General features: G+C 65.7%; 24 protein-coding genes and 3 pseudogenes. 16 read left to right on the forward strand and 11 right to left on the reverse strand.

The genetic code is table 11. The annotated features are described in order from the left end of the window. Positions 1-19: 19 nt before the first annotated feature. From ON40_RS40290 to ON40_RS40335, 10 genes and pseudogenes are all read right to left on the reverse strand, one after another. Positions 20-1,210: an acyl-CoA dehydrogenase family protein gene (locus ON40_RS40290; RefSeq protein WP_051194380.1), complete on the reverse strand. Its 1,191-nt coding sequence runs from the start codon at positions 1,208-1,210 to the stop codon at positions 20-22. Positions 1,211-1,217: 7 nt separating this feature from the next. Continuing rightward, the gene (locus tag ON40_RS40295; RefSeq protein ID WP_040830838.1) at positions 1,218-1,802 is read right to left on the reverse strand and encodes a flavin reductase family protein; all 585 of its coding nucleotides are present in this window, start codon (positions 1,800-1,802) and stop codon (positions 1,218-1,220) included. Positions 1,803-1,833: 31 nt separating this feature from the next. Next, positions 1,834-2,718, reverse strand: a complete 885-nt coding sequence (locus tag ON40_RS40300) for an alpha/beta hydrolase (RefSeq protein ID WP_040830839.1) — start codon at positions 2,716-2,718, stop codon at positions 1,834-1,836. A 121-nt stretch (positions 2,719-2,839) separates the two neighbouring features. Continuing rightward, positions 2,840-3,946 carry a thiolase family protein gene (locus tag ON40_RS54125; protein ID WP_083896309.1) on the reverse strand — a complete coding sequence of 369 codons (1,107 nt, stop codon included), beginning with the start codon at positions 3,944-3,946 and terminating at the stop codon, positions 2,840-2,842. 47 nt (positions 3,947-3,993) lie between these two features. Then, positions 3,994-4,556, reverse strand: a pseudogene (locus ON40_RS40310) (enoyl-CoA hydratase/isomerase family protein); the annotation flags it as partial. After that, entirely contained in the window at positions 4,553-5,800 is a 1,248-nt protein-coding gene (locus ON40_RS40315) for a cytochrome P450 (protein WP_040830840.1), read from the reverse strand. The pseudogene ON40_RS40310 and the gene ON40_RS40315, both read right to left, overlap by 4 nt. Positions 5,801-5,989: 189 nt before the next feature. Further along, positions 5,990-6,313 carry a ferredoxin gene (locus tag ON40_RS56395; RefSeq protein WP_373282062.1) on the reverse strand — a complete coding sequence of 108 codons (324 nt, stop codon included), beginning with the start codon at positions 6,311-6,313 and terminating at the stop codon, positions 5,990-5,992. Next, the gene (locus ON40_RS40325; protein WP_040830843.1) at positions 6,310-7,503 is read right to left on the reverse strand and encodes a cytochrome P450; all 1,194 of its coding nucleotides are present in this window, start codon (positions 7,501-7,503) and stop codon (positions 6,310-6,312) included. Before ON40_RS40325 ends, ON40_RS56395 begins: the two co-directional genes overlap by 4 nt. Before the next feature lie 69 nt (positions 7,504-7,572). Continuing rightward, positions 7,573-7,806 carry a hypothetical protein gene (locus tag ON40_RS40330; protein ID WP_040830844.1) on the reverse strand — a complete coding sequence of 78 codons (234 nt, stop codon included), beginning with the start codon at positions 7,804-7,806 and terminating at the stop codon, positions 7,573-7,575. A 29-nt stretch (positions 7,807-7,835) separates the two neighbouring features. After that, positions 7,836-8,824, reverse strand: a pseudogene (locus ON40_RS40335) (amidohydrolase family protein). 271 nt (positions 8,825-9,095) lie between these two features. Between ON40_RS40335 and ON40_RS40340 the strand changes: the two are divergent. From ON40_RS40340 to ON40_RS40350, 3 genes are all read left to right on the forward strand, one after another. After that, positions 9,096-9,887 carry an SDR family NAD(P)-dependent oxidoreductase gene (locus ON40_RS40340; RefSeq protein ID WP_051194347.1) on the forward strand — a complete coding sequence of 264 codons (792 nt, stop codon included), beginning with the start codon at positions 9,096-9,098 and terminating at the stop codon, positions 9,885-9,887. Positions 9,888-10,003: 116 nt separating this feature from the next. Beyond that, complete coding sequence (locus ON40_RS48895) at positions 10,004-10,705, forward strand: FadR/GntR family transcriptional regulator (protein ID WP_051194348.1); 702 nt, start codon at positions 10,004-10,006, stop codon at positions 10,703-10,705. A 139-nt stretch (positions 10,706-10,844) separates the two neighbouring features. Beyond that, the gene (locus ON40_RS40350) at positions 10,845-12,152 is read left to right on the forward strand and encodes a hypothetical protein (protein ID WP_040830845.1); all 1,308 of its coding nucleotides are present in this window, start codon (positions 10,845-10,847) and stop codon (positions 12,150-12,152) included. 1 nt (position 12,153) lies between these two features. Here the strand turns inward: ON40_RS40350 and ON40_RS50815 are convergent. Beyond that, positions 12,154-12,333: pseudogene (locus ON40_RS50815) on the reverse strand (alcohol dehydrogenase); the annotation flags it as partial. Positions 12,334-12,396: 63 nt separating this feature from the next. Here ON40_RS50815 and ON40_RS40355 point away from each other — a divergent pair. The 13 genes from ON40_RS40355 to ON40_RS50820 all read left to right on the forward strand — a co-directional run bounded on the left by ON40_RS40355 (position 12,397) and on the right by ON40_RS50820 (position 25,492). After that, complete coding sequence (locus ON40_RS40355; protein WP_245568206.1) at positions 12,397-12,747, forward strand: FAS1-like dehydratase domain-containing protein; 351 nt, start codon at positions 12,397-12,399, stop codon at positions 12,745-12,747. Then, a complete protein-coding gene (locus tag ON40_RS40360; protein ID WP_040830847.1) occupies positions 12,744-13,190 on the forward strand; it encodes a MaoC/PaaZ C-terminal domain-containing protein in 447 nt (148 codons plus the stop codon). The genes ON40_RS40355 and ON40_RS40360 overlap by 4 nt, the downstream gene beginning before the upstream one ends. Positions 13,191-13,224: 34 nt before the next feature. Then, a complete protein-coding gene (locus tag ON40_RS40365) occupies positions 13,225-14,559 on the forward strand; it encodes a TetR/AcrR family transcriptional regulator (protein WP_040830848.1) in 1,335 nt (444 codons plus the stop codon). A gap of 391 nt (positions 14,560-14,950) precedes the next feature. Next, complete coding sequence (locus ON40_RS40370; RefSeq protein ID WP_051194381.1) at positions 14,951-15,664, forward strand: ABC transporter permease; 714 nt, start codon at positions 14,951-14,953, stop codon at positions 15,662-15,664. A gap of 3 nt (positions 15,665-15,667) precedes the next feature. Further along, a complete protein-coding gene (locus ON40_RS40375) occupies positions 15,668-16,528 on the forward strand; it encodes an ABC transporter permease (protein ID WP_040830850.1) in 861 nt (286 codons plus the stop codon). 10 nt (positions 16,529-16,538) lie between these two features. Then, positions 16,539-17,747: an MCE family protein gene (locus tag ON40_RS40380; RefSeq protein ID WP_157186753.1), complete on the forward strand. Its 1,209-nt coding sequence runs from the start codon at positions 16,539-16,541 to the stop codon at positions 17,745-17,747. Positions 17,748-17,761: 14 nt separating this feature from the next. Beyond that, positions 17,762-18,769, forward strand: coding sequence for an MCE family protein (locus tag ON40_RS40385; RefSeq protein ID WP_306305413.1), 1,008 nt, complete (start codon positions 17,762-17,764; stop codon positions 18,767-18,769). Then, positions 18,766-19,860, forward strand: a complete 1,095-nt coding sequence (locus tag ON40_RS40390) for an MCE family protein (RefSeq protein ID WP_040830956.1) — start codon at positions 18,766-18,768, stop codon at positions 19,858-19,860. The genes ON40_RS40385 and ON40_RS40390 overlap by 4 nt, the downstream gene beginning before the upstream one ends. Next, entirely contained in the window at positions 19,857-21,116 is a 1,260-nt protein-coding gene (locus ON40_RS40395; RefSeq protein ID WP_245568207.1) for an MCE family protein, read from the forward strand. The genes ON40_RS40390 and ON40_RS40395 overlap by 4 nt, the downstream gene beginning before the upstream one ends. Next, entirely contained in the window at positions 21,113-22,258 is a 1,146-nt protein-coding gene (locus tag ON40_RS40400; RefSeq protein ID WP_040830854.1) for an MCE family protein, read from the forward strand. Before ON40_RS40395 ends, ON40_RS40400 begins: the two co-directional genes overlap by 4 nt. After that, positions 22,258-23,694: an MCE family protein gene (locus ON40_RS40405; protein WP_040830855.1), complete on the forward strand. Its 1,437-nt coding sequence runs from the start codon at positions 22,258-22,260 to the stop codon at positions 23,692-23,694. The genes ON40_RS40400 and ON40_RS40405 overlap by 1 nt, the downstream gene beginning before the upstream one ends. After that, on the forward strand, positions 23,664-24,407 hold the full coding sequence (locus ON40_RS40410) for an Rv1363c family protein (protein WP_040830957.1): 744 nt from the start codon (positions 23,664-23,666) through the stop codon (positions 24,405-24,407). Before ON40_RS40405 ends, ON40_RS40410 begins: the two co-directional genes overlap by 31 nt. Next, on the forward strand, positions 24,404-25,492 hold the full coding sequence (locus tag ON40_RS50820; protein WP_051194350.1) for an RDD family protein: 1,089 nt from the start codon (positions 24,404-24,406) through the stop codon (positions 25,490-25,492). Before ON40_RS40410 ends, ON40_RS50820 begins: the two co-directional genes overlap by 4 nt. Positions 25,493-25,523: the final 31 nt, after the last annotated feature.

A 25,523-nucleotide genomic window follows, 5' to 3' on the forward strand; every position in this document is an offset into this window, starting at 1 on the left:
AGACTCACGCTATCGGCTTTCACTCGAGCAGTTTTCTGGCGACGACGACCCGCTGCACCTCGGTCGCCCCCTCCCCGAGCCGTTTGACCCGCAGATCCCGGAACCACCGCTCCAACGGCAGTTCGTCGGCCAGACCGAGCGCGCCGTGAATCTGGATGCACCGGTCGACCACGCGGAACGCGGCCTCGGTGCCGTACAGTTTCGCGATCGAGGCGTCGACCTTGACGTCCTTGCCGAGATCGGCGTTCCAGGCGGCCTGATACATCAGCAGCCTGGCCGCGCGCAGCTCGACTTCGCTGTCGACCAGCATCCACTGGATGCCCTGTTTGTCGGCCAGCTTGCCGCCGAAGACGTCGCGCTCCTTGGCCCAGGTGCAGGCCATGTCCAAGGCGGACTGCGCGATGCCGATCGGCCCGGCCGGGTAGAGGATGCGGCCGTGGATCAGGAAGTCACTGGCCAGCGAGAAACCCTTCCCCTCCGCGCCGATCAGATTCTCGGCCGGGATCACCGCATCCTCGAAATGCAGTTCGTAGGGCGCGAAGGAGGCCATCACGCCGATGCGGCGGAACGACAGCCCCGGCGTGTCCTTCTCCACGATGAAACACGAAATGCCGTGCCGCCCTTCGCCGGTGCGGGCATAGACCACACCCCAGTCGGCGTCCTTCGCGTGGCTGGTCCACATTTTGGTGCCGTTGAGCACATAGTGGTCGCCCTCGCGCACGGCCTTGAGCGTGATCGCGCGTGCCGGGTCCGAACCGCCCGAGGCCTCACTGATCGCCGTGTACGCCTTGGTGGCCGTGCCGTCGATGATGGGCTGAGCGTATTTCGCGAATTGTTCGGGCGTCGCTTTGAACATCACATTCGGCGGATTGCCGCCGAATGCGCCCAGCGCCGGAAAGAACGCGCCCATACGGCATTTGGCGGCCTCCTCGGCCACCACGACCTGACCGAGCACACTCAGCCCGGCGCCACCGAACCGCTCCGGTGTCTGCAACGCCCACAGGCCGAGCCGACGGGCCTTGTCCTGCAAGGCGATCAGCTGCTCGCGCGGCAGCCCGGCGGCATCGTGCGGCAGCCGCTCTTCGAGCGGATGCACCTCGGTCCGCATAAATCCGCGCACGGTATCGCGCAGTAACCGGAACTCCTCGGGCAGCTCCCAGGCGCCGGTGAGGCGGGCGTCATCGATCTGATCGGAGGTGAGTGCGGGCATCGGATACTCAGCTCCGGGCCGCGGAACGGTAGGCGCGAGCACTCTCCAGCTGCGGCACATGGTTGGTCTCGTACTGCTCGATCCACTCGGCCGGCAGTTTGCCCCACGCCTCGCCGATGCGCAGCCGCTCGCCGGGGTTCAGGATTTCCGCGGCGACCACGTCACCGACGAAGATGGTGCTCTCCTCGACATCCAGGGTGGCCATCACCCGGGTCTCGACATAGCTGTGCGCGTCGAGCAGGATCGGCGCGCCGGTGACGCCGGTCTTGGTACGGAGTTTCGAGATCTTGCCACCATCGCGGCCCGAGCTGCCGCCCAGCGTCATCAGAATGTCGAGTGACGCGTCGAGTTGCTCCGGGACCGCGCTCAGCAGATGCATCACGAATATGCCGGAGCTGAGCACCATGTCGTGGGTCTTGTTGTACTTGGTCAGGCTGACCGTGGCACGAGGCAGCTCCGGCACGATGCTCATCGAGCCCGCGGACAGGCTCATCAGGCCGTTGGCGAACCCGCCGTCGATCGTGGTGACCGCGACCGGGAATGGGCGCAGGCCACCGAGTACCTTGTTCGCCGCATCGACGTCGATTGTCATGTCGTTGTTTCCTTTCGGGACGTCCGGCGGGCTACCCGCGCACGGACAGTGAGGAATTCAGGTAGTCGAGCAGATTCGCGGTGAACACGTCATCGTCGTCGCCGGCGACCATATGGCCGACCTCCCGGACATCGATCACCTCGACCTGCGGGATCAGTTCCCGCAGTTCGGCGACGCCCTCGTCGGAGACGACGTCGGACAGCTGCCCGCGCACCAGCAGAACCGGGCAGGTGACCCGCTGGGCGGCCCGCTTGGCCCGCTCGTAGATCTGCGGGCTCACCGGCCGATCGTCGTCACCGTCGGCAGAGCGCATCATCGCGGGATCCCGGTGCCAGTACCAGCGCCCCTGTCGGAGGCGCAGATTCTTCCGGAGGCCCTCGACGCTCGATGGCCTCGGGCGGTGCGGATTGTAGGCCGCGATTCGCGCGGACGCCTCCTCGAGCGAGGCGAAGCCGTCCGGCGCGCTCTGCATGAACTCACGGACCCGGCGACCACCGCTGACCTCGACACGCACGGCGATGTCCACCAGGACCAGCGCCTGTGCGAGGGACGTATCCTCACCGGCCGCGATCAGGGAGATCTTCCCGCCCATGGAGGCGCCGACGAGGGCGACGGGCAGACCCGGATTCGCCTGCCGGATATGGGCGAGCACCGCGCGCAGGTCCTCGACGAGCGCGGCAACACTGTAGTCACCGCCGGAATGCCAGTCGCTGTCGCCGTGCCCGCGCAGATCGATCGCACACGACGCCCAACCGGCCTCGGCCAGCCGGACTCCGGTGCGACGCCAGGAGTGCCTCGTCTGGCCGCCGCCGTGCAGCAACACCACCACGCCCCGGCCGGCGGCGTGATCGCCGACCCAGAGATCGGCTGCCAGGCGCACTCCGGCGCCCGGCAGCCTGGACTCGAGATGACGCACCGAGACTGCTCCCTTCCGTGCCGCCGACGACCGCGCCGCGCGGAGCACCGCACCCGGATGCTTTCACCCGGCGACAGCTCTACCAACCATATCTGACAGAAGTGTCAACCAAGAGAGCGGGTCACGCTACCTTCGGTACCTCGATCAGCACCGCCCCAGCCTGACCGCCGCCGGCGCACATCGCCGCCACGCCACATCCGCCGCCACGCCGCCGCAGTTCATACATCAGGGTGACGATCATGCGCGCACCGGTCGCGGCGACCGTATGACCGAGGCTACATCCGCTGCCCGCAGTGTTGACGAGTTCGTCATCTATGCCGAGCTTCTTGCACGCGGCCACCGGCACGGCCGCGAACGCCTCGTTGATCTCCCACAGCGCGACGTCGGACACGGCGATCCCGCCCCGCTCGAGCACCTTCGGGATCACATCCAGCACGGCCAGCCCGGTGTTGGCCGGATCGATCGCGGTGGAGGCCCATGCCCGCACCGTCGCCAGCACCTCCACGCCCTGCGCGCTCGCCACGTCGGCGCTGGTGACCACGACCGCGGCGGCAGCGTCGTTGATCCCGCTGGCGGTACCCGCGGTGACCGAGAAACCGTCGATCTCCGGGTGCAGCACCTTCAGGCCCGACAATTTCTCCAGGCTGGTGTCGCGACGGGGATGTTCGTCCACGGCGAATTCGATCCGCGAACCGTCCGCCTGCAATGCCTGCACCGGCACGATCTCATCGTCGAACACCCCGGAGTCGATGGCCTTGATCGCGCGCTGATGCGAACGCAGGGCCCAGGCGTCCATCTCCGCACGAGTGATGCCTACGGCTTTGGCGGTATTCCAGCCGACCGTGATGGACATGTCCTGATTCGGCGCCTCGGCGGTGTCCGGATGCGAGGGCGGCATCCACTGCCCGGTGAATTCGTCGGTGGTCCCGGGGGTGCGGAACTGCTGCAGCGGCGCTGTGGACTGTGAATTCGCGCCACCGGCGATGATCACCCGCTCCGCGCCCGCGGCGATCTGCGCCGCGGCGTTGCCTATGGCGGTGAGGCTGCCGGCGCAATGCCGATTCACCGCCTGCCCGGGCACCTGCGACAACCCGGCGGTCACCGCCGCATGGCGGGCGATATCGCCGCCGCCGTAGTTGGACTCCGCCAGGATGATGTAATCGACCTGCTCCGGAGCCAGGGCGGAGCGCCGCAGCGCCTCCTTGACGACGGTCTCGGCCAATTCCATCGCGGTGGTGTCGCGCAGGGTGCCCTTGAACGAGGTCCCGCCTCGGCCACCACCCGATTCACCACACCGAGACCGAGCGCTTCCGCGGCCGGGAGCTTGTCGCCGAAGAACACCAATTCCTTCGCGCGCTGCATGCCGATCAACCGGGGCAGCAGGTAGGCCCCGCCGCCGTCGACCACCAGCCCCCGTTTGACGAAGGACTCGCTGAAGTAGGCCGCCTCGGTCGCGATCACCAGGTCCGAGGCGTACGCCAGATGTGCGCCGATGCCGGCGGCAGCTCCGTGCACCACGGTGACGACCGGCTTTCCGCAATCCAAAACCGCGGCGATCAGGCGCTGCGCGCCGGTCATGATCCGCCGCATCGGATCGGTCACCCGCTTGACGTTCCTCGCATGACCGTCCGCCAGCTTCACCACATCCGCGCCGGAGCAGAAGTGCTTGCCGTTCGCACGCAGGACCACCGCCCGGATATCGGCGTCGGCGTCGGCCGCGCGAACAGCTCGATCAGGGCGTCGCGATCCTCGGGCCGGATGGCATTGGCCGCCTCGGGCCGGTTGAGCGTGATCGTCAGGACGCCGCCGTCGATCTTCCGCAGGAGAGCATCGGTCATCGGGGCGTGTACCTCACATTCAGATGTTTGATGCCGTTCACGAAATTCGACCGCAGCAGTGTCGGCTCACCGACGGCCTCGAGGTCGGGAAAACGCGAATACAGGGCCTCGAACGCGATATTCAGCTCCAGCCGCGCCAAGTGCGCGCCCAGGCAGAAGTGCGGCCCCGGCGCACCGAATGCCAAGTGCGGGTTCGGATTACGGGTGATATCGAAAACATGGGGGTCCTCGAAGACGGCATCGTCGCGATTGGCCGAGGTGTACCAGAGTACGACCTTCTCCCCCTGGGAGAACACCTGATCACCGAGCTGGACACCATCATGAGTCACCGTGCGGCGCATGTGGATCACCGGGCTCGCCCAGCGCAGGATTTCCTCGATCGCGGTCGGCGCCGACGCGCGGTAGTCCGCCAGCCAGGCGTCGCGCTGAGCGGGATGGCGACTCAGGGCGTAGACCCCGTGCGTCAGGGCATTACGCGTGGTCTCATTGCCGGCCCCGACCATCAGGATGAAGAATTTCGCCATCTCCTGCGGGGTCAGATTGTCGCCCTCCTTCGCGGCGACCAACATACTGATGACATCGTCACGCGGATTGGCGATCCGCTCCTCGGACAAATTCTGCAACAGCTCGATCAGCCGTTCGCTGGCCTGGGTCACCGCATCGGCGATACCCGCGCCGGACTGGTCGGGAATGTATTCCGAATCCGATGCGCCCAGAATCGTATTCGTCGCCATGAGGATATCGGCCTCATGCTCCCGCGGAATGCCCAGCATGGCGCTGATGATCCGCAGTGGAAGCAGCACAGCGAAGTTGTCGACGAAATCGCATTCGCCGGCGGCCGGCATCGCGTCGAGGATTTCATTGGTGGTCGATTCGACCAGGCCGCGAATAGATTCCAAGCTCTTGTTGGTGAATCCCCGGGACACGATCTTGCGGACCCGGGAGTGTTCGGGATTGTCCATATCGATGATCGACCCGCGATACTCGCGCAATGCGCGCGGCTGGTCGAAAATCTGCGTACCCTCCCCCGAGGCGAAATCCTCGGGACGCCGGCTCACCTCGAGGACGTCGGCGTGGCGGGTCAGCGCCCAGAAGCCCTTGCGGTCCCGCCCGCCGAGCGAGACGAAAGCCCGGGGATTCTCCCTGCGCAGCGCGTCGAACCGGGCGTCTCGTTCGGCCTGGCCGGTCTGTTGCCACCAGTCGAAATCGATCAGCACGTCCGCGGCCTCATCGGCTCCGATCATCGGCTCTTCCTCGCTCGTTCGTCGTCACATCTTCGGCGGTCTCCGGTCGGCGCCGGATCGCAGCCGAAATCACCATCGCCATCCGATTCTGGCACTAGTGTCACTATTTTGCAACCGGCTCTACCAGCGTCTTTGTTCATAAATCGGGACATCTCTCGAGCATCAGTTAGCCAACTGTGTCACCAACATTCACCGACACCGGCCTGATCGGGACATCGGGGCCACGACGAGCGGCCCCGCCGTACACGACAGCGTGTACGGCGGGGCCCGATGCCTTCCCGAGATCGGCAACATCCGCTGCCGGGTGCGGACTGCCGAATCAGTCCGCGATGATGATCGCTCGTTCCGGACACCCGAGAGCGCCCTGTCGTGCCGACTCGGTGAGCCGATCCGGCACTTCACCTTCCGCGATGACCTGACCGTATCCTGCTCGTCGTCCGCGAAGACCTCCGGCGCGTTGCCGTAGCACATACCGTGACCAGTGCAGACAGTGTGATCGATCGTGACCTTCATCGGTCATCTCTCCCATCGAATGTGAGGTGGAGCGAATCGAGCCCGGTGGTGCCGCGCGGCCAGCGCACCCGCGGGGTCGTCCCCGGGGTGATGTGATATTCCGGAATCCGCGCGTGCCACTCCTGGTACACGATGTGCATCTCCAGCCGGGCCAGATGCGATCCCAGGCAGCGGTGCACGCCCATCCCGAAACTGATGTGCGGGTTCATCCCGCGATGGAAGTCGAGCGTGTACGGGTCGTGGTGCCGGTCCTGGTCACGGTTGGCCGCCGCCAGATAGGCGGTCACCCGGGTACCGGCCGGCAACACCCGTCCGCCGAGTTCGGTCTCCTCGGAGGTCACCCGCGGCAGGAACGGAGCCGGTGGATCCAACCGCAGCAATTCCTCGGTCGCGGCCGGAATCAGCCCCGGACCGTCCACGATCAGCCGTCGCTGGCCCGGATTCTCGGCCAGGCGCTGCATGCCGAAGCCGAGCGCGTCCATCACGGTGTCCAGACCGGCGAGAATGAACAGGAAGCACAGACCGATGGCCTCCTCGTCGCTGAGCGCGTCCTCGCCGGTCAGGGCGAGCAGCCGGCTCAGCACATCCTCGCCGGGCCGGCCGCGCCGCTGCCGGATCAGATCAGTCAGATACATGAACAGTTCGGCCGCCTTCTGCATACCCTCCTGGGACGCGGCGTCGACCGAGGTCTCACCCGCGGCGCTGGTCAAACCGAGCACCGCGTCCTTCCACTCGACGAACTGATCACGCATATCCAGCGGCAGACCGAACAGCGTCAGGAAGACCTGGACCGGGAAGACCGCGCCAATCTCGGCGACGAAATCACAGCCGCCCCGCCGGGCGATCGGCTCGATGAGGTCGATCACCTGCCGCCGGAGCTCCGGATCCCTCGGATTGATCACCCGTGGACTGAAGAACGGCTGCAGAATCCTGCGATAGCGAGACTGCTCGGGCGGATCGAAGGCCAGCGGAACCAGCGGAATCGGACTGCCCAGCACGTCGAAAGCCTGCTTCGAGGAGAAGATCGAAGGCTGCTTGAGCACGGTCTCGACAAGATCGCGGTGGGTCACCGCCAAGCCGCCCTCGACCTCCACCACGGGATGCTGACGCATGATGCGCCAGGAACCGTCGCGGTCCTGGGCCATCGGCAGGTTGTCGGTGTTGATCACACGGGATGCTTCGGATGTCATCGTTGACCCCTGTCTGCGCCACTGTCGACCGGCGACGGCCGGTCAGCGCCGATACTATAGCTAAATGATTTAGCTTTCAATACCGGCCCCGGAGGGCCGCAGCGAATCGCGAATCGATTCCATCGCCGCGAGCCGGCGGGCGATCATCGTGACCGCCGCGGCATCGGCCCCGGACTGCGACTCGACCGCGCGCAGGCGCGCCCGCACTCGCGCGATCTCCTCGGCCAGTCGTTCACCGGCCTCCTGCCTGGTGAGCAGATCCTGGTCGACCCAGTCCGCGGCATCGATATCCTTGTCAGCCACGCTGTTTCGTCTTTCGGTTGACGCGCGTATCAGTTGGCGCGAGGGAAATTGAAGAGTTTGCGGGCGTTCAGCTCGACTATCTTGTGCGCGTCGGCGTCGGATACGTCCTGGAGCAACTTGCCGGTGAACTCACGGCTGTTGGGCCAGTTCGAATCCGAGTGCGGGTAGTCGCACTCCCACAGGATGTTGTCGACGCCGATCGCCTCGCGGCGCACGATACCTTCGCTGTCGTCGATGAAGCAGCCGAAGATGTGCTCGCGGAACAGATCCGACGGGCGCACCTCCTTGTTCACGTTCTGGTACCAGCGATGCTTCTCCCAGACCTGATCGATGCGCTCGAGCAGATACGGCACCCAGCCGACGCCGCCCTCGGACAGCGCGACCTTCAGGTTCGGGAACTTGTAGAACACCGGGGAGAACAGCAGATCGGCGGTCGCGTACATCGAGTTGGTGCCGAACAGGGAGATCATCACCGCCATCGGGGCCTCGGGCGAGGTGATCGGCGGGCGACCGGAAGAGCCGAAATGCATGCACAGCGGCATGCCGGTCTCCTGCGCGGCGGCGAAGACCGGGTCCCAGTGGTCGGTGTAGAACGACGGAAGTCCCAGCGGCACAGCACATTCCGGGAAGGAGATGGCCCGCGCCCCCTTGGCGGCACAGCGGCGGATCTCGGCGGCGGCGGCAACCGGATCCCACAGCGGCAGGATGATCAGAGGAATGAAGCGGTCCGGCGCGGCCGCGGCCCACTCGTCGAGATGGAAGTCGTTCCACGCCCGCACCGACAGCAGCGCGAGTTCCTTGTCCTGACCCTCGAGGAAGACGGTGCCGGAGAAGCGCGGGAACGACGGGAAACACAGTGCCGCCTGAACGCCGTCGTGGACAGCGCCTCGTCACCGGCGTTCTGCGACATGTCCATCTCGACGATGCGGGGACCAGCCTCGATGAACTTCTTCGGCAACCGGTCGACCCACACCGATGGCGGCTCGATCAGATGGTCGTCGACAGAAATCATCTGCATGGAATCTTGAAGCGGAACAACGCCTCCTTTGGCGAAGTAAAGAGCTGATCCACCTCGGAGCACGTCAACGAGGCCGGATCGGAAAATCGCGTTTCTGACACTATGTAATCTAGTGACTGCAGTCACAACCGTCAAACACCAGGGCGAAATTGGGCATTCTGACCACTTCACAGGGCTCCGGAGCACACGATCGCGCCCGGACAATGGCGCACCAGCGCAGTTGCCTGACATCATCGTCACTACTTCGAACAGCTGCGGGAAGGACGTCCACATGGATCTGTCAGTGCGCGACAAGGGCTATCTCGTCCTCGGCGGGACGGCGGGCATCGGCCTGGCCGCCGCCCGATCGCTCGCCGAGGACGGCGCGGCGATCGTCGTCATCGGGCGCGATCACGAACGCGGCGGAAAGGCCGCCGCCGAACTGGCCGAGGCCGGGGCCACCCGGGTGACGAATCTGTCCTTCGATACCGCGCAGGAAGGCCAGGCCGCACGAGCGGTCGAGGAAGCGGTCGAATTCCTGGGCCGACTCGATGGTGTCGCGATCACCACTGGCACCACCGGCCACGATCCGATATCGGCCACCGACGAGCAATGGACCGCCGCATTCCGGGACGTCGTGCTCGGCACCACCCGCACGATCGAGGCGGCACTACCGCATCTGGTCGCGACCAAAGGCACCGTGGTCACCACGGCCGCCTACTCGATCAGATCACCCGAGATCGCGCGCCTGCCGTTCGCCGGACTCAAGAGCGCCGTCGCGGTATTCACCAAGGGAATCGCGAAAGAATATGGGAAACAAGGTATTCGGGCGAACTGTGTCTGCCCGGGAGCGGTCGAGACCGATGCGCTCAGCGCGGTGCGCGACTACCTCGCCGAAGAACGCGGCTACCCGCGCGAGGAGGCACTCGAACGCGTCATGGTCGAAGAATGGGGATTCACCGCGGCGCTGGGGCGGCCGGGCCGGCCACACGAGGTCGGCGAACTGATCGCCTTCCTGCTCTCGCCACGGGCCGGATTCCTCACCGGCGCTCTCATCAACATCGACGGTGGCACCAACTTCTGACCGGGTCGACGGTGGGCGGTGCAACCCCTCTCACCGTGCCGGTTCGCAACCCGGAAGGATCCGTGCCGACCGCTCGATTCCACGGCGCGTGGATGCGTTGATGCCAGACTGGCTTCATGAGATCGCGGGACAACCCGACCACCGCTGCGGTGATCACCCGGGTGCTGAGGGCCGAGATCATCGACCTGGTCGACGGTACGCATATCGGCTCGGAGGAGAACCTGAGCCGACGCTTCGATGTGAGCAGTCCGACGATCCGCCAGGCGATGCGGATCCTCGAGGCAGAAGGGCTGGTGACCGTACGTCGCGGCAATAGAGGCGGTTTCTTCGCCAGTACGCCGTCGGTGCGGGTGGTCTCCAGTTCGGCATCGGCGTTGTTGCGTCGGCAAGGTGCCCATTTGGGGCATTTGATCGCGGCTGCCGAGCTCCTCGGACCCGCCCTTGCCGCACTGGCGGCGCAGAATCCTTCCGCCGATGATCGCGCGGGTATCGCGCAGTTCATCGACGACGCCTGGACTCCCGGAGTCCCCGTGACGATCGATCATGCCGCCGAAACAGCGATCGCCGTGGCGAATCTGATGGGAAGAATCTGCGGCAACCCAGCGCTCGCGCTGTTCGCGGACGTGCTGGCCGATCTCGTCGCCGACTTACAGCCGGCGGTGACCGCGCAGATCGCGCAGCCCGCCCTGGACCACTACGCACAGCTCATCCGTCGAGGCCACCGCGAGTTGGCCGCCGCCATAGCGCGCGGCGACGCGGATGCCGCACGCCGAGCACAATCGGCACTCAATTCCACCGTCCCCGCACCCCAACCCTGAATCGAGGGCCGATCCCGGTCCGGCGCGGCGGGCCGCGTCAGTCGCCATCGGCCGGATCATCGGGCCCACACCGGCCTCTTGGCAAACGTACCGTCGTGTGACACAGTTCATTCCGATACCGGAATGAATCGAGGGCGCTGTGCGGAGCAAGCAATTCGAGGAATTCCATCGGCGTCACCGGTTGCTGACGCGGCCTGTGGCGGTGGTCGTCCTGGCGGTGTCGGTCGGGATGTCCGCGGTGGCCCATGCCGCACCCACCTCCTGTGCACCGGATGCCGGGAGTTGCCCGATAGCGGGGGTACAGCTCACCTACTACCCGTGGACCGACACGGGATATCCCGGTCTCGGGCGCAGCGGCTTGATCGCCGCCCCCGCATTGCTCGACGCGTTCGCCCGCGAGTACGCGAACCGGCCCCATCCGACGAACACCGGCGCGATGACGGACCGCAACCCCAGCGCACAGGACTTCTTCGTCTGGTGGCTACCCAACCGACTGGCGAATATCGCCATGGGGACCGCGCAGCCACCCCCTGAGAGCCACCTCGACATGCGCACTGCCGACGGCCTCGGCCGCGCCCAGTGGCTGGTCCATCTGGCCGGTTACTACTCGAGCGTGTGGCTGCGATCCAACATGCGGGTCTTCGATCGGCCCGTCGCTATTTCGCAGACAACGCCCGACGCGGTGTACTCACAGCTCTACCAGCAAAGTCTCCACCAGTACCGCGACGCCGCGCTGACCGCGGACGCGGATGCCGCACTCACCTTCGCGGAGCACACGCTCAGAAGTAATGTGCCCGCTTCCACGGAGGTGCCCGGACCTCTCGGCGGTCTGCTCGAACTCGGGCCCGCGGAAGTCGGCATGTTCGGGTACGACGCGACGTGGCTGCGCTACCTGGTGCCGCCGAGCGCGAATGCCCCCGTCGCGGCAAAACCGTTGGCCGACAACTTCTTCAGCGCGGACCCGAACGTGCTCCTGGACGCCCACTTCGCGCTCGCGAACCAACCGTTCCTCAGCCGGGCCGAGGAACGCTACCGGCGGGCGACATCGGCACCGGAGACCGCAGCGCGCATCACCGGAATAATCCGAGGGGCGCCCGGGACCGAGCCGCTGATCGCGACCCAGCAACGTTTCACCGCCGCCGGGACGGCGATCTACCGGACCGGCGTGCCGGGCACCGTGAGCATCTATCGCGGGTGGAATCAAGACCAGTACGATCGCCTTCTCACCTGGGCGTCCTATGCGGTGATGTACAACAAGGCGGACAGTCTGAACGCGCTCACCGCGGTCGCGACCAGTGATGCCCGCCTTGCCCGCCAGGAGATCACCGCGGCCCTGCTCTGGTGGGGATATTGCCTGACCTACATCGCGGCGATTTTCGACCCGCACAGCGATACCCAGTCCATGGACAGCTCGCTTCCGCACTTCACGACGGCGGCGGCTCGATGAGCTACCGTTCCGCGGCCTCGGCCGCCGGATACCGCAGCACACCGCGCAGATTGCGGCCCTGACGCATGTCCTCGTAACCGTCGTTGATCTTCTCCAGCGGGTAGGTGCGGCTCACCACCGCATCCAGGTCGACCTGGCCATTGCCCCACAGCTCCAGGATCTTCGGAATATCCGCCCGCGGACCGTAGGCACGCCGTGGGAAGTGATCGTGGAACGCGGAAAGATCCGCGAATTCGCCAAGGCGATGCAATCGGACAACTCCGCCTACGACGGCCCGGACGCGATCGTCCCGCCCACATTCCTGATCACCGCCGGACAGTGGGCGCCACCGGGCGCCCGCGTCGACGTCGGATTCAACCGCGCCCGCCTGCTGCACGGTGAACAGGAATACATCTTCCATGGCCCATTGCCGAAGGCCGGCGACCATCTGACCGCGCGAGAAAAGGTCGTCGATCGATTCGAGAAGCCGGGAAAACGTGGCGGTGTCATGCGATTCGCGGTGGTCGCCACCGAATTCCGCACCGGCGAGGGGGAATTGGTGGCCGAAGCGCACGCCACCTTCATCGAGACCGCACCCAAGGAGAAGTCCGCATGACCACCCCCGCCGCCGCACTCGACCTCGGCGCCACGGCTCCGCCACGCACATTCGGCCCGCTGACCCGGCAGATGTTCGTGCGTTACTCGGGCGCGTCGGGTGATCTGAATCCCATGCACTACGACGACACCATGGCCACCGCGGCCGGATACCCCTCGGTTTTCTCCCAGGGCATGCATCAGGCCGCGTTACTGGCGACGTTCGCCACCGATTGGCTCGGGGCGCACAACCTGCGCCGATTCGGCGTCAGATTCCGGGAACAGGTATGGCCCGGCGACGTGTTCACCTGCACCGGAACGGTGACGGCGATCGAGCCGACCGACGGCGGCCGGAGGGTAACCGTCGAACTTGTATGCCACCGTCAGACCGGTCGCACGGCCCTGGCCGGTTCGGCGGAGTTCCTGCTCCCGGACAGCGACGACACGGTGGTGACGAGCACATGAAGCAGTGGCGGGCAATCGACTAAAATAGCCGTTGATGTCAGAGAACCGAATCCTTCGCCGGGCGAGCTACGGCCCGTCGAGCCCCGAGATCGGTACCCGGGGTACCACCACGCGGCGAAAGATCGTCGATGTCTCGCTCGGGCTGTTCGGTGAACTCGGCTTCTTCAATACCTCGGTCGACGCCATCGCCAAGGCGGCCGGAGTTTCCCGGGCCACTCTCTATCAATATTTTCCGGGCAAGGACGAGATCTTTCTGGAGCTGATGGACGAGTGCGGTAGCGCATTGCTGCGGGTGACCCGTCGCATCGGCCCCCTGGGTCCCACCCCCATGGGTTTCGACAACCTGAACTGGTGGCTCGGCGAGTGGAGCTGGGTCTTCGAACGTTATTCGACGATGTTCGTCCAGTGGGCGAATGTCGCGGCCACCGAGAGCGTGGTACAACCGGAGATCGATCGCTTCGTCGGCAAATACCAGCATCAACTCGCTGACCGCCTGGCGGACGCGCAGCTCAACGGCCTCGACCCCGAATTCGCGGCGATGGCGATGATGGCGGTCGTGCACCGGGTGAACCTGTATCTGCACACCGACCGCGCGTACGGCCGCAGCGTCGAGTCCGTGGTCGACGCGCTGTCGGTCTTCCTCCAGCTGGTATTCTTCCCGGATACGCCCGCGAGCGTATTCGAGACCTTGGCCCTGCGGGTCGACTCCGCCCAGGTCATCACCATTCCGCCGGTACCGGCGGCGCGGGGGGTCACGGTCGAGGAACGCACGCGAGATCTCAGCGCCCGCGCCCGGCGCACCGTCGAGCGGTTGGTCACCGCGGGAGCGGCCCAGTTCGCCGCCCGCGGATACCACCGGGCCAATGTCGACGATATCGTCGCCGCGGCCGGCTATGCCCGCGGCACGTTCTACAAATATTTCAACGAGAAGCAGGACCTGCTGCTCACCGTCAGCGCCGAGGCGGGCGCCGCGGCGAACACCCTGGGCGACGAACTGCGTCACCTGCGGCCACCGGGTGAGGATCCGGCCGCATTTCGCGGCTGGCTGTCCAGATTCGTGGAGTTCGAGGCCGAGTTCGGCGGGGTCATCGATGTCTGGACCGAGCGTGGCACCGAGCAGTCACTGGTCGCCGACCTGGGCGCCTACGGCGAGGGCATGACCGACTCCGCGATCCTGGATTTCCTGAGCACCGTCGATCGGCCGGATGTTCCGTTCGACCCCCTCGCCTCGGTGCTGATCTTCCGCGCGATCATGGAGCGGCTGGCCCGCGCGTCCCAGGAGATCGAGACTCCGCTGAACCCCGATCAGATCGTGAATCTGATGTCCGCGGTCATCGAGCGCGGCTTCTTCTGGCGCCGCCAGAGCTGATCGGTTCCCGGCGACTCTTTCGCCGGGCGGGGCCGAGCAGGGCGCTCGCCGACCGTTAGCCGAGACGGCCGCATCTGGTCGGGCTCATGGTCAGCCGTCCATGAAATCCGCCCAGCCGCAACCGGATCCCTCCCCCACCAGCGCGCGTTCCTGCGCGCTCAACTGTCATTTTGTCGGGTCTGGGTACATTTTATTCGTCTAATCTATTCAACCTATTGATCTTTTTCTGCGACTATGTCATTTTGGTTGCCGACGACGGATGTGACCGCGAGCACAGCGCCGACACACATCCGGCAGACGCGATCAGGAGGACACGGTGCAACCGAAACCCGATGTGCCACTCGGCCACAGGTTGCGGGTGCCGGTGTCTGCGGTGGGCGGGTTCTTCTCCATGTGCGCGGCCACCGCACGCGCGGCGACCAAGCGGCCGTTTCAGTGGTCGGAGTTCTTCGAGCAGAGCTGGTTCCTGGTCCGCGTCGCGCTGCTTCCCACGCTGCTGGTCGCCATTCCGTTCACCGTCCTGGTGATCTTCACCCTGAACATCCTGCTCGTGGAGTTCGGCGCCGCTGATCTGTCCGGCGCCGGCGCCGGACTGGGCGCGGTCACACAGGTCGGGCCGCTGGTCACCGTGCTCATCGTCGCCGGGGCCGGAGCCACCGCCATCTGCGCCGACCTCGGATCCCGGACGATCCGGGAGGAGATCGACGCCATCAAGGTGCTGGGCATCGACCCCATTCAGCGACTGGTCGTGCCGCGCGTGTTCGCCTCCACGGTCGTCGCGCTATTGCTGAACGGGCTGGTGGTCACCATCGGACTGATCGGCGGATACCTGTTCTCGGTATATGTGCAGCACGTGACCCCCGGCGCTTACGTATCGAGCCTGACGCTGGTCACCGGTCTGCCCGAAGTGGTCATTTCGGAGGTCAAAGCCGGGCTGTTCGGGCTGATCGCCGCACTGGTCGCCAGCCATATGGGCCTGACCGTCAAAGGCGGGCCGAAGGGAGTGGGCGATGCGGTCAACGAGACCGTGGTCTACGCATTCATGGCGTTGTTCGCGGTGAACGTCGTGGTCACCGCGGTCGGCGTCAAGGCAACGTTGGGATAGCGAATGGTCGAGGAAATCTCGGTATTGCGAAGTCGGTACCCCCGGGTGGCACGCCGGCTCGCCGCGCCCGGCCGGGCGATGGATCGCGTCGGGCATCAGGGCTGGTTCTTCTACCAGGGGTTCCGGCAGATGGGTCACGCCGCACGGACCTACCGCATGGAGATGCTGCGCATCATCGCCGAAATGGGCATGGGCACCGGCGCGTTGGCGATCATCGGCGGCACCGTCGTCATCGTCGCGTTCATGACCCTGTCGGCGGGCGCGCTGCTGGCGATCCAGGGTTTCGCATCACTCGGCGATATCGGCGTCGAGGCGTTGACCGGCTTCTTCGCCGCATTCATCAATGTGCGCATCGTCGTCCCGGTGACTGCCGGTATCGCCCTCGCGGCGACGATCGGTGCCGGGGCCACCGCGCGCCTGGGAGCGATGCGGATCAGCGAGGAGATCGACGCACTGGAGGTCATGGCGATCCGCTCGATTTCCTACGTCGTCTCGACGCGGGTGATCGGCGGGCTGATCGTCATCATTCCGCTGTATTCGATGGCTGTTCTGATGTCGTTTCTGTCCTCACAGCTCTACACCACACTCCTGGCCGGTCAGTCCTCCGGGGTCTACGACCATTACTTCTACACATTCCTGCGCCCGACGGACCTCATGTGGTCATTCGTCCAGGCAATCACCATGTCCGTGACCGTCATGCTCATTCACTGCTACTACGGATTCCACGCCAGCGGCGGCCCCTCCGGAGTCGGTCATGCCGTGGGACGCGCGGTGCGCGCATCACTGGTCGCGGTCGTGATGGTGACACTGCTGGTCTCCCTCGCGGTGTACGGCACTTCGGGCAATTTCAATCTCGCGGGATGAGGGAGGCATGATGTCCGGTCGCGCACCGCGGTCGCACCACAAGAATCCGCCGTACAAGGTCATCTCGGTCGCTTTCGTCGGCACCCTGGCCGCGCTCATCGTCTTCTGTATGGCGTCCTTTCGCGGCGACCTCGTGGCAACCGTTCCGGCCACCGTGGTCGCGCCGCGCTCCGGACTCATCATGGAGGTCGGTTCCAAGGTCAAACTGCACGGTGTCCAGATCGGCCGCGTCGACCGGATCGACACCACCGGGCAGAACGCCACCATCTCCCTCGCCCTCGACCCTTCCGAACTGCACGAAATACCGTCGAATGTGGAGGCCGAAATCAAGGCCACCACGATATTCGGGGCGAAATACATCGAATTGGTCACCCCGGACGGCCCGGCGAGCACCTCGCTGACCGCCGGAGCGCGCATTTACACCCACGGCATCACCACCGAGATCAACACCGTATTCCAGGACATCGTGGCCGTGATGAACAAGATCGAACCGGACAAACTGAACGCCACGCTCACGGCAGTCTCGGAAGGGTTGCACGGCCGCGGCAGCGATCTCGGCCAGACCATGGATCAACTCGACGACACCCTGACGCATCTGAATCCCCAACTGCCCCAACTGCAGCACGACCTGCGCGGCACCGCCGCCGTCACCGGGACACTCGGCGATGCCGGAACCGACCTGATGTCGATCCTGCGCAACGTCTCCGTGACGTCCGATTCGATCGTGCAGAAGAAGGACGATGTAGCCGCACTGCTCGTGTCCGCGATCGGCCTGGGCTCGAACGGCAACACCTTTCTCGGCGACAATCGACACGGAATCGTCGACTCCCTGCGCCTGCTGACGCCGACGACCGCTCTGCTGGCGAAGTACAGTCCCGAATTTCCCTGCATGTTCCATCTCGGCGCGTCGGATGCGGCGATCGAGCCCTCGGTCGTCGACGAGACCGGATATTCGGCCTCCCTGGACGTCGGCCTGCTGGCCGGCAAAGCCCTGTACAGCCATCCGCAGAATCTTCCGATCGTGGCGGCGAAAGGCGGACCGCACACCGAACCGGGCTGCTATGCGCCGACCACCTGGAACAACTATCCGGCGCCATATCTCAGAATGAATACCGGCGCACCCTTGAACGGGCCGGGCAGCGATCATCCGACATTCGCCGACCCCACCATCATGCAATATCTGTTCAGTAACGCTCTGGATGGCGGGGGGAACCGATGAGAATTTCCTCACCGATGCTCAAATTTATCGTGTTCGCCGTCACGATGAGCTTCTTCCTCTTCGCCATCGTGGTTGTCTTCGGAAAGCAACGGTTCGAGAGCCGTTCGGATTATTCGGCAATATTCGACGATGTCTCGGGCCTGAAATCGGGTCAGTTCGTACGCATCGCCGGGGTGGAGGTCGGGCAGGTCGCCAAGGTGTCGGTGACGGGCAACACCCGGGCACGGGTCGATTTCTCACTCGACAGCGACGTCACGTTGACCACAGCGACGCGGGCGCAGATCCGCTACGAGAACCTCATCGGCGACCGCTACATGGAATTGAGCGAGGGGCCCGGGCCGACCGACCAGGTGCCGCGCGGCGCGACCATACCCGCCGACCGCACCGCATCGGCCCTGGATCTCGACGCCGTCATCGGCGGCTTCCGCCCGCTGTTCAAAGCCATGGACCCCGGTCAGGTGAACAAACTCTCCGCGGAATTGATCGCCACCCTGCAGGGTGAGGGCGGCACCATCGCCGGAATCCTCGACCACACCGCGCAATTGACCGCGACGCTGGCCGACCGCGACCAATTGATCGGCGAGGTCATCACGAACCTGAATGCGGTACTCGGGACGGTCGACAACCGCGACAAGCAATTCGACTCCCTGATCGACAATCTGCAGTTACTCATCAGCGGCATCTCGAAGCAATCGCAACCGGTGGCCGACGCATTGGCGCATATCGGCTCGGCATCCGGCAGCGTCGCCTCGCTGCTGAATGTCACGCATGCCGATATCACCTCCGACGTCACACAACTCGGCCAGGTGAGCGGAAATATCGACAACGACTACGACTACGTCGACAGCCTGTTGTCGCGACTGCCCTCCGATTATGCCCGACTGAGCAGGCTCGGACTCTACGGCGACTTCTTCAGCTTCTATCTCTGTGATGTCACATTGAAGGTCAACGGGCCGAAAGGTGATCCCGCGTATATCAAAATCGCCGGTCAGCGAGCGGGAAGGTGTACTCCGCCCAAATGAGCGCAACAGCGAATGCATTCCGGATCGGGCTGATCGGCCTGATCGTCACCGTGGGAACGGTTCTGACCGCCCAGAATTACGATACGGTCGCCTATCTGGGCGCACACCGCGAATATCGCGCGCAGTTCGCCGAGGCGGCGGGCCTGAAAGCGGGTTCGCCGGTGGAAGTCGCCGGCGTCCAGGTCGGGAAGGTGTCCAGTCTGCAGCTGGACGGCACCACGGTGCTGGTCCGATTCTCCGCGGACGGCGTGCGGCTCGGCACCGACACCGAGGCCGCCATCAAGACCCATACCGTGCTCGGCAGCAAGATGCTCGAACTACGGCCCCGTGGGCGCACGGAACTCGGACCGAACGCCATCATCGGTACCGCCCACACCTCGACGCCGTACCTGCTGACCGATGCGCTCGGCGATCTGACCACCACCATCAGCGGGCTGAAGACCGACGATCTGACCAATGCGCTGAATGTGCTGAGTCAAACCCTGGACAAGGCCCAGCCCGACCTCGGCACCGCCCTGGACGGGGTGACCCGGTTGTCGACATCGATCGACAAGCGTGACGACCTGCTGAAGGATCTGCTGTCGAACGCCTCGGCCGTCACCGGTGTGCTCTCGAAACGCAGCACTCAGCTCGATGCGCTGATCCTGGACGGCAACGTGCTGTTCCAGGCACTCGACGAGCGGCGTCAGGCATTGTCGGTCCTGCTGGCGAACATCTCCGCGGTCTCACAGCAGCTCTCCGCGCTGATCGCGGACAACCGGCAGCAACTCGGGCCGGTGCTGGACCGGTTGAACCGCGTCGCCGATCTGCTGGAGAAACACGAGAAGGATATCGAGAAGACGTTGCTGCCACTGAGTCAGTACGCGCTCTCACTCGGTGAATCGGTTGCCTCCGGGCCGTTCTTCAAGGCATATGTGGGCAACCTGCTGCCGGGACAGTTCCTGCAGCCGTTCATCGATGCCGCCTTCGACAAGGCCGGGGTGAACCCTGGAATTCTCGGCGGGCCAGCGCAACACACCCCACCACCGGCCGCGGCCCGGCCGGCGATTCCGCCGCTGCCCGCGCTTCCGGGGATCGGAGGTCCACGATGAGGATGCCGGTCCCGGCCCGGTTGCCGATGTCCCGCCGCACCCTGATCCGTCTCGGCGCCGTTGTCCTGGTGGCGGTGCTGGCCGTCACCGGATGGTACGTCCATTCGCTCCTGACCCGGATCACCGTCACCGCGTATTTCACCAATACCGACGGCCTCTACCAGGGCGATGACGTTCTGCTGCTGGGATTGAAGATCGGCCGCATCGATCACATCGAGCCCGATGGGCGCCGGATGAAGGTCGAGTTCCACTACGACTCCTCGGTCGCGATCCCCCGCGACGCCAAGGCCGTCATCCTGTCGCCGTCACTGGTGTCCTCGCGGGCCATCCAGCTGACCCCGGCCTACACCGGCGGCCCGCGGCTGACCGACGGCGCCACCATCGATATCAGCCGGACCGCCGTCCCGGTCGAATGGGACGATTTCCGCAAGCAGCTCGAACGGCTGGCGCAGTCGCTCGGCCCGACCGGCAGCCAGCCCGCGGGACCACTCGGGTCGTTCATCAACTCCGCAGCGGATGCGTTGAAGGGCAACGGAAATCGGCTCAACGCCACCATCACGCAGCTGTCCGATGCGATGAACACGATCGCCGGCAGCCGCAACGATCTGTTCAGCACGATTCGTAATCTGCAGGTCTTCGTCAGTGCGCTGGCCGCCAGTGACCAGCAGATCGTCCAGATCAACGGGCATCTGGCCGCGGTCAGCCAGGTACTGGTCGATTCGGACACCCAACTGTCCACGGCCCTGTCGGATCTGGATTCGGTCACCGGCGATATCCAGCAATTCGTGGCCGACAACCGCGACCGGCTCCAGCATTCGGTCGATCGTCTCGCCTCGGTGACCACGATGCTGAACGACAACAAGACGACCGTCGAACAGATCCTGCACGTCGCACCGAACGCACTGGGCAATTTCTACAACATCTACCAGCCGGCGCAGGGTGCGCTGACCGGCATACTCACGGTGCCCAACATGCAGAATCCGGTGCAATTCATCTGCGGCGCGATTCAGGCCGCCAGCCAGCTGGGCGCGGCCGAGGCCGCGAAATTGTGCGTGCAGTACCTGGGCCCGGTGCTGAACAGCATCAAATTCAACTATCCGCCGGTCGGGGTCAATCCGATGATCGGCGTACAGGCACGACGTAACCAGGTCGATTTCAGCCAGCCATTCCTCAACCCCTATCCCGGGGGCGCCGGCGCGACGGTCGCAGCGGGCAGCGGCCTGCCCGGGTTGTTCGGCCGGACAGGACAGCGATGACCACTTATCGGAAAGTTCGGCGTTCCCGTCGCGCACCCGTCGCTGCCTGCTGCGCGGTGGCACTCGTGCTGATCAGCGGTTGCGGTCAGTGGCGCGGCCCCAACTCACTCCCCCTGCCCGGTGCGGAAGGACACGGCCCCGGCTCCTATCAGATCCAGATCCAGATGCCGAATGTCACTGCGATAGAAGAGAATTCGCGGGTCCGGGTGGCCGATGTGAATGTCGGCTCGATTACCCGGATCCAGCGTCAGGGCTGGCACGCACTGGTGACGGTGAGCGTCGACCACGGCGTCGTACTCCCGGCCAACATCACCGCGGCGATCGGGCAGACGAGTCTGCTCGGCAGCCAACATATCGAACTGTCCCCGCCCACCGGGGTGCCGCCGACCGGGCGGCTCCGCGACGGTGATGTCATCCCGCTCGATCGGGCCGGCCAGTATCCGACCACCGAGCAGACCCTCGCCACGGTGTCGATGGTGCTCAGCGGCGGCGGGCTGGGCCAACTCCAGCAGATCGACAAGGAACTGAACTCCGCGCTCAGCGGTCACGAAGCGAGCCTGCGCAATCTGCTCGGCCAGTTGAACACCTTCACCGACCAACTCCAGCGGCAGAGCGGCGACATCATCGCGGCGATGGCGGGGCTGAACCATCTGGCCGATACCGTGAACCGCCAGAACGGTGTCCTGGCACACGCGCTACAGGCGATACCACCGGCACTGCAAGTACTGAACCAGCAGCGCACCAACCTCATCACCGCGACCACCGCGGTCGGCAACTTCGCCGGTACCGCCGGTGAGGTCGTCACCAGCAGCCGCGACGACATCATCGCCAACCTGCGGAACCTGCAACCGGCCCTCACCGGCCTCGCCGACGCGGGACGAGACCTGACCCGATCGCTCGGGTTCTACAGCACGGTCCCGTGGCCGGAGATCAGCATGTCGAAGTGGGTCCGCGGCGACTACGCGAATCTCAGCGCCACCATCGACCTCACCCTCGGCCGCATCGACAACTCCCTGATGCAGGGCACGCCGTGGGAAGGACAGCTCACCGCCCTGGAAACCGCGCTGGGACGGACCCAGAGCCGTCAGCCCGGGCTGGGCACCCCGAATCCGCTGACCGGACCGGTATCGGGAGGGCACTGATGAAGCTGACCAGGTTCGTTCGCACGCAGTTGATCATCTTCACGGTGCTGACCGTCATTTCGCTGACCGTCATGGCCGTCCAGTTCATGCAGATCCCCTCGCTGCTGGGCGTCGGCCGATATCAGCTCAAGGTCGAGCTGACCTACAACGCCGGTCTCTACCCGACCGCGAACGTCACCTACCGCGGCGAAACCGTCGGCCGGGTGGTCGATCTGCAACCCGATCGGAACGGCGTCACCGTGACGCTCAGTATGTACAGCCGGATCAAGATTCCGGCCGACCTGGACGCCGCGGTGCACAGCCGATCCGCCATCGGCGAGCAGTACGTCGACCTCACCCCGCGCACCGACGCGCCGCCCTATCTGCACGACGGCGATATCATCCCCGTCGATCGGACTTCGGTGCCGCAGGACATCGGACCGCTGCTCGACACGGTCAACCGCAGTCTGGACGCATTGCCGCAGGGCAATCTGCAGGCCCTCATCGACGAGAGTTACAACGCCTTCCACGGCACGGGTCCCTCGCTCGCCCGCCTGCTCGACGCCTCGCACGCACTCGTCGGCGACACCCACGAGAACATGCCGGCGATCACATCGCTGCTGACCAACTCCGGGACGGTACTCGACGCCGTGCAGGCCGCCGACCCCGCGATCCGGTCGTGGGCGCACAACGTCGCCTCGCTGACCGGGCAGCTGTCCGCGGATAACGAACAGGTGCGCGATCTGCTGGTGTCCGGCCGGGCCGCCGCCGACCAGGTCACCGCGCTGTTCCAGCAATTGCGCCCGACAACGCCGATTCTGCTGGCGAACATGGTCAGCCTCGGCCAGGTGGCGGTGACCTACAACCCGTCGCTCGAGCAGCTGCTGGTGCTGCTACCGGAGGCCGCGAGCGCAATGGATGTCGCCACCTATCCGAACCGGAATTCCACCCACGCCGCCTATTTGTCGTTCAACCTGAATCTGAACCTGCCCGAACCCTGCACGGTCGGCTACCTGCCCGCCTCACAGCGCCGCGACGGCACTGCGCAGGACGCCCCGACCCGGCCCGCTCGCCCGCTCTACTGCGCTCTGCCGCAGGACGCCCAGAACGCGGTGCGCGGTGCGCGCAACTACCCGTGCATGGATCATCCCGGCAAACGGGCGCCGACCGCGCAGATGTGCGACAGCGATGAGCAGTACCGGCCGCAGGGCACCAATCCCTGGATCGGCGAGAGCCGGCCGTATCTGGACAACCCGCCGGCCCGGCCGAGCGGTTACCGCGAGGACGGGCCCTCGGCGGGCGGGGCGACGTCGCCGGTCGCCGTCGCCCGCTACAACCCGAAGGACGGCTCCTATGCGGGCGCCGACGGGCGCAGTTACACCCTGCAAGATGTCGCAACAGCGGCGGCAACACCGAAGGAGTCCTCATGGCAGGCGATGCTGACACCCGTCCGGTGAGCGCCGAACGGGCCGAGCTGGAGGCCGCCCGCGCCGAAGCCCTCGCGGCGCAGGAGGCCGCTCTCGCCGCGCTGGCGCAGGCTCAGGCGGCGGCCGCGGAACTCGAACACCGGCTCACGCGTACCGCCGCCGACGAGGCGGACGCGCTCACACCCGAACCGGATCCGCCGACAGTTCCGGAGCACCGACGGCGCAGGTGGTACCGCGCCGCCGCGACACGCCGGCGCCGGCGGTACCTCGCCGCCGTAGCGCTGACCGCGGCGATCTTCCTCGCGGCCGCCGGTATGTCGATGTATTTCGCTGTGGCACACCGGAATTCGTCGCACGAGGCCGATCAGCGGCTGGCCTGTGTGCAGGCCGCCCGGCAGGGTGTGGTCAATATTCTCAGTGTCGACTTCGCCACCGCGAACCGCGACGTGCAACGCATCCTCGACGATGCCACCGGGGCATGGCGTGACGAATTCTCGCCGCAGGCACAGCCTTTCATCCAGGTCGTGGAGAAGTCGAAGGTCGTGACCACCGCCGATATCACTGCGGCCGGGCTCGAACACCTCAACGGCGACGGCAGTGCTCAGGTCCTCGTGGCCGCCCACTCGAAAGTGTCCAATTCCGCCGGTGCGAGCAATGAGCAGCGCACCTTCCGGCTGCGGGTGACCGTCGCCCCGGACGGTGGACGATTGAAGATCGCGAAGATGGAGTACGTACCGTCATGACCACTCAGGTGAGCGATACAGCAGCGACCACACCGGCAACCGATCCGGATCCGGACGCCGTCACCGAGGAGAGCGCGAGCACCGCGAGTGGCGCGAATACCGCCGAATCCGCCTGCGGCACAGACACTCCCGCCTCCGATGCCGATGCCCCCGACATCGCCGCCCCCGAGGCCGAGTACGCCGGTTGGCGCCCGCGGGCGCTGGCCTTCGCGGTCGACACGATCTGTCCGACGGCCGTCGTCGCCGTGACGTTGCTGACCGCGACGGTCGCCGACGCCGATCGCTGGGTGCAGGTGCCTGCCCTCGTCGTCGCGGCGGTGGTTGCGGCAGCAGCAATCTGGAATATCGGATACCGGCAGGGCAGCACGGGTCGCACGATCGGCAAGACGCTGGCAGGTCTGCGCACCCGGCGCACGCTCGATGCCGGGACGCCGCCGGGTGTCGCGCGTGCGCTGTTCCGGACGGCCGCCCATGTCGTGGACACCGTCCCGTTGCCGGCCGGCTGGTTCTGGCCGCTGCGCGACACCAGGCGCCAGACCTTCTCGGACAAGCTCGCCGATACGGTGGTGGTGACCGCCGAGTCCGCCGAGGCCGACCGATCCCGGGCGCGCACGGTGGCGCTGGGCGGTTTCGCGCTGCTGGCGCTGGTGACCGTCGCACTGACCGCGACCCAGTACACCCTTCAATACCGGCGCGATCGTGCGACCGAACAGACTCGCGCCGAGGTGGCCCGGATCGCCGGTGACGATACCGTCGCATTGCTGTCCTACAAACCCGATACCGTGCGATCCGATCTCTCCGCCGCGGCCGGCGCACTCACCGGAGACTTCCTGCGCTACTACCGGGACTACACGACCAAGGTGGTCATTCCGGCTGCCGAGGAGAAGAAGGTCGACACCAAGGCGCGGGTGGCCGGATCGGCCGTCCTGTCCGCCGATGACCGGCATGCGACCGTGCTGGTTTTCATCGATCAGACGACGACGACCGCCGACGATCCGCAACCGGCGGCGATGTCCAGCACAGTGCGCGTCGATCTGGTCGAGAGCGGGCACGACTGGCGGATCTCCCAGTTCGAACCCATATGAACCGGCGCGGATCAGATGGTGCCACCGGATC

This window comes from Nocardia jiangxiensis NBRC 101359, assembly GCF_000308615.1.
GTDB lineage: Bacteria > Actinomycetota > Actinomycetes > Mycobacteriales > Mycobacteriaceae > Nocardia > Nocardia jiangxiensis.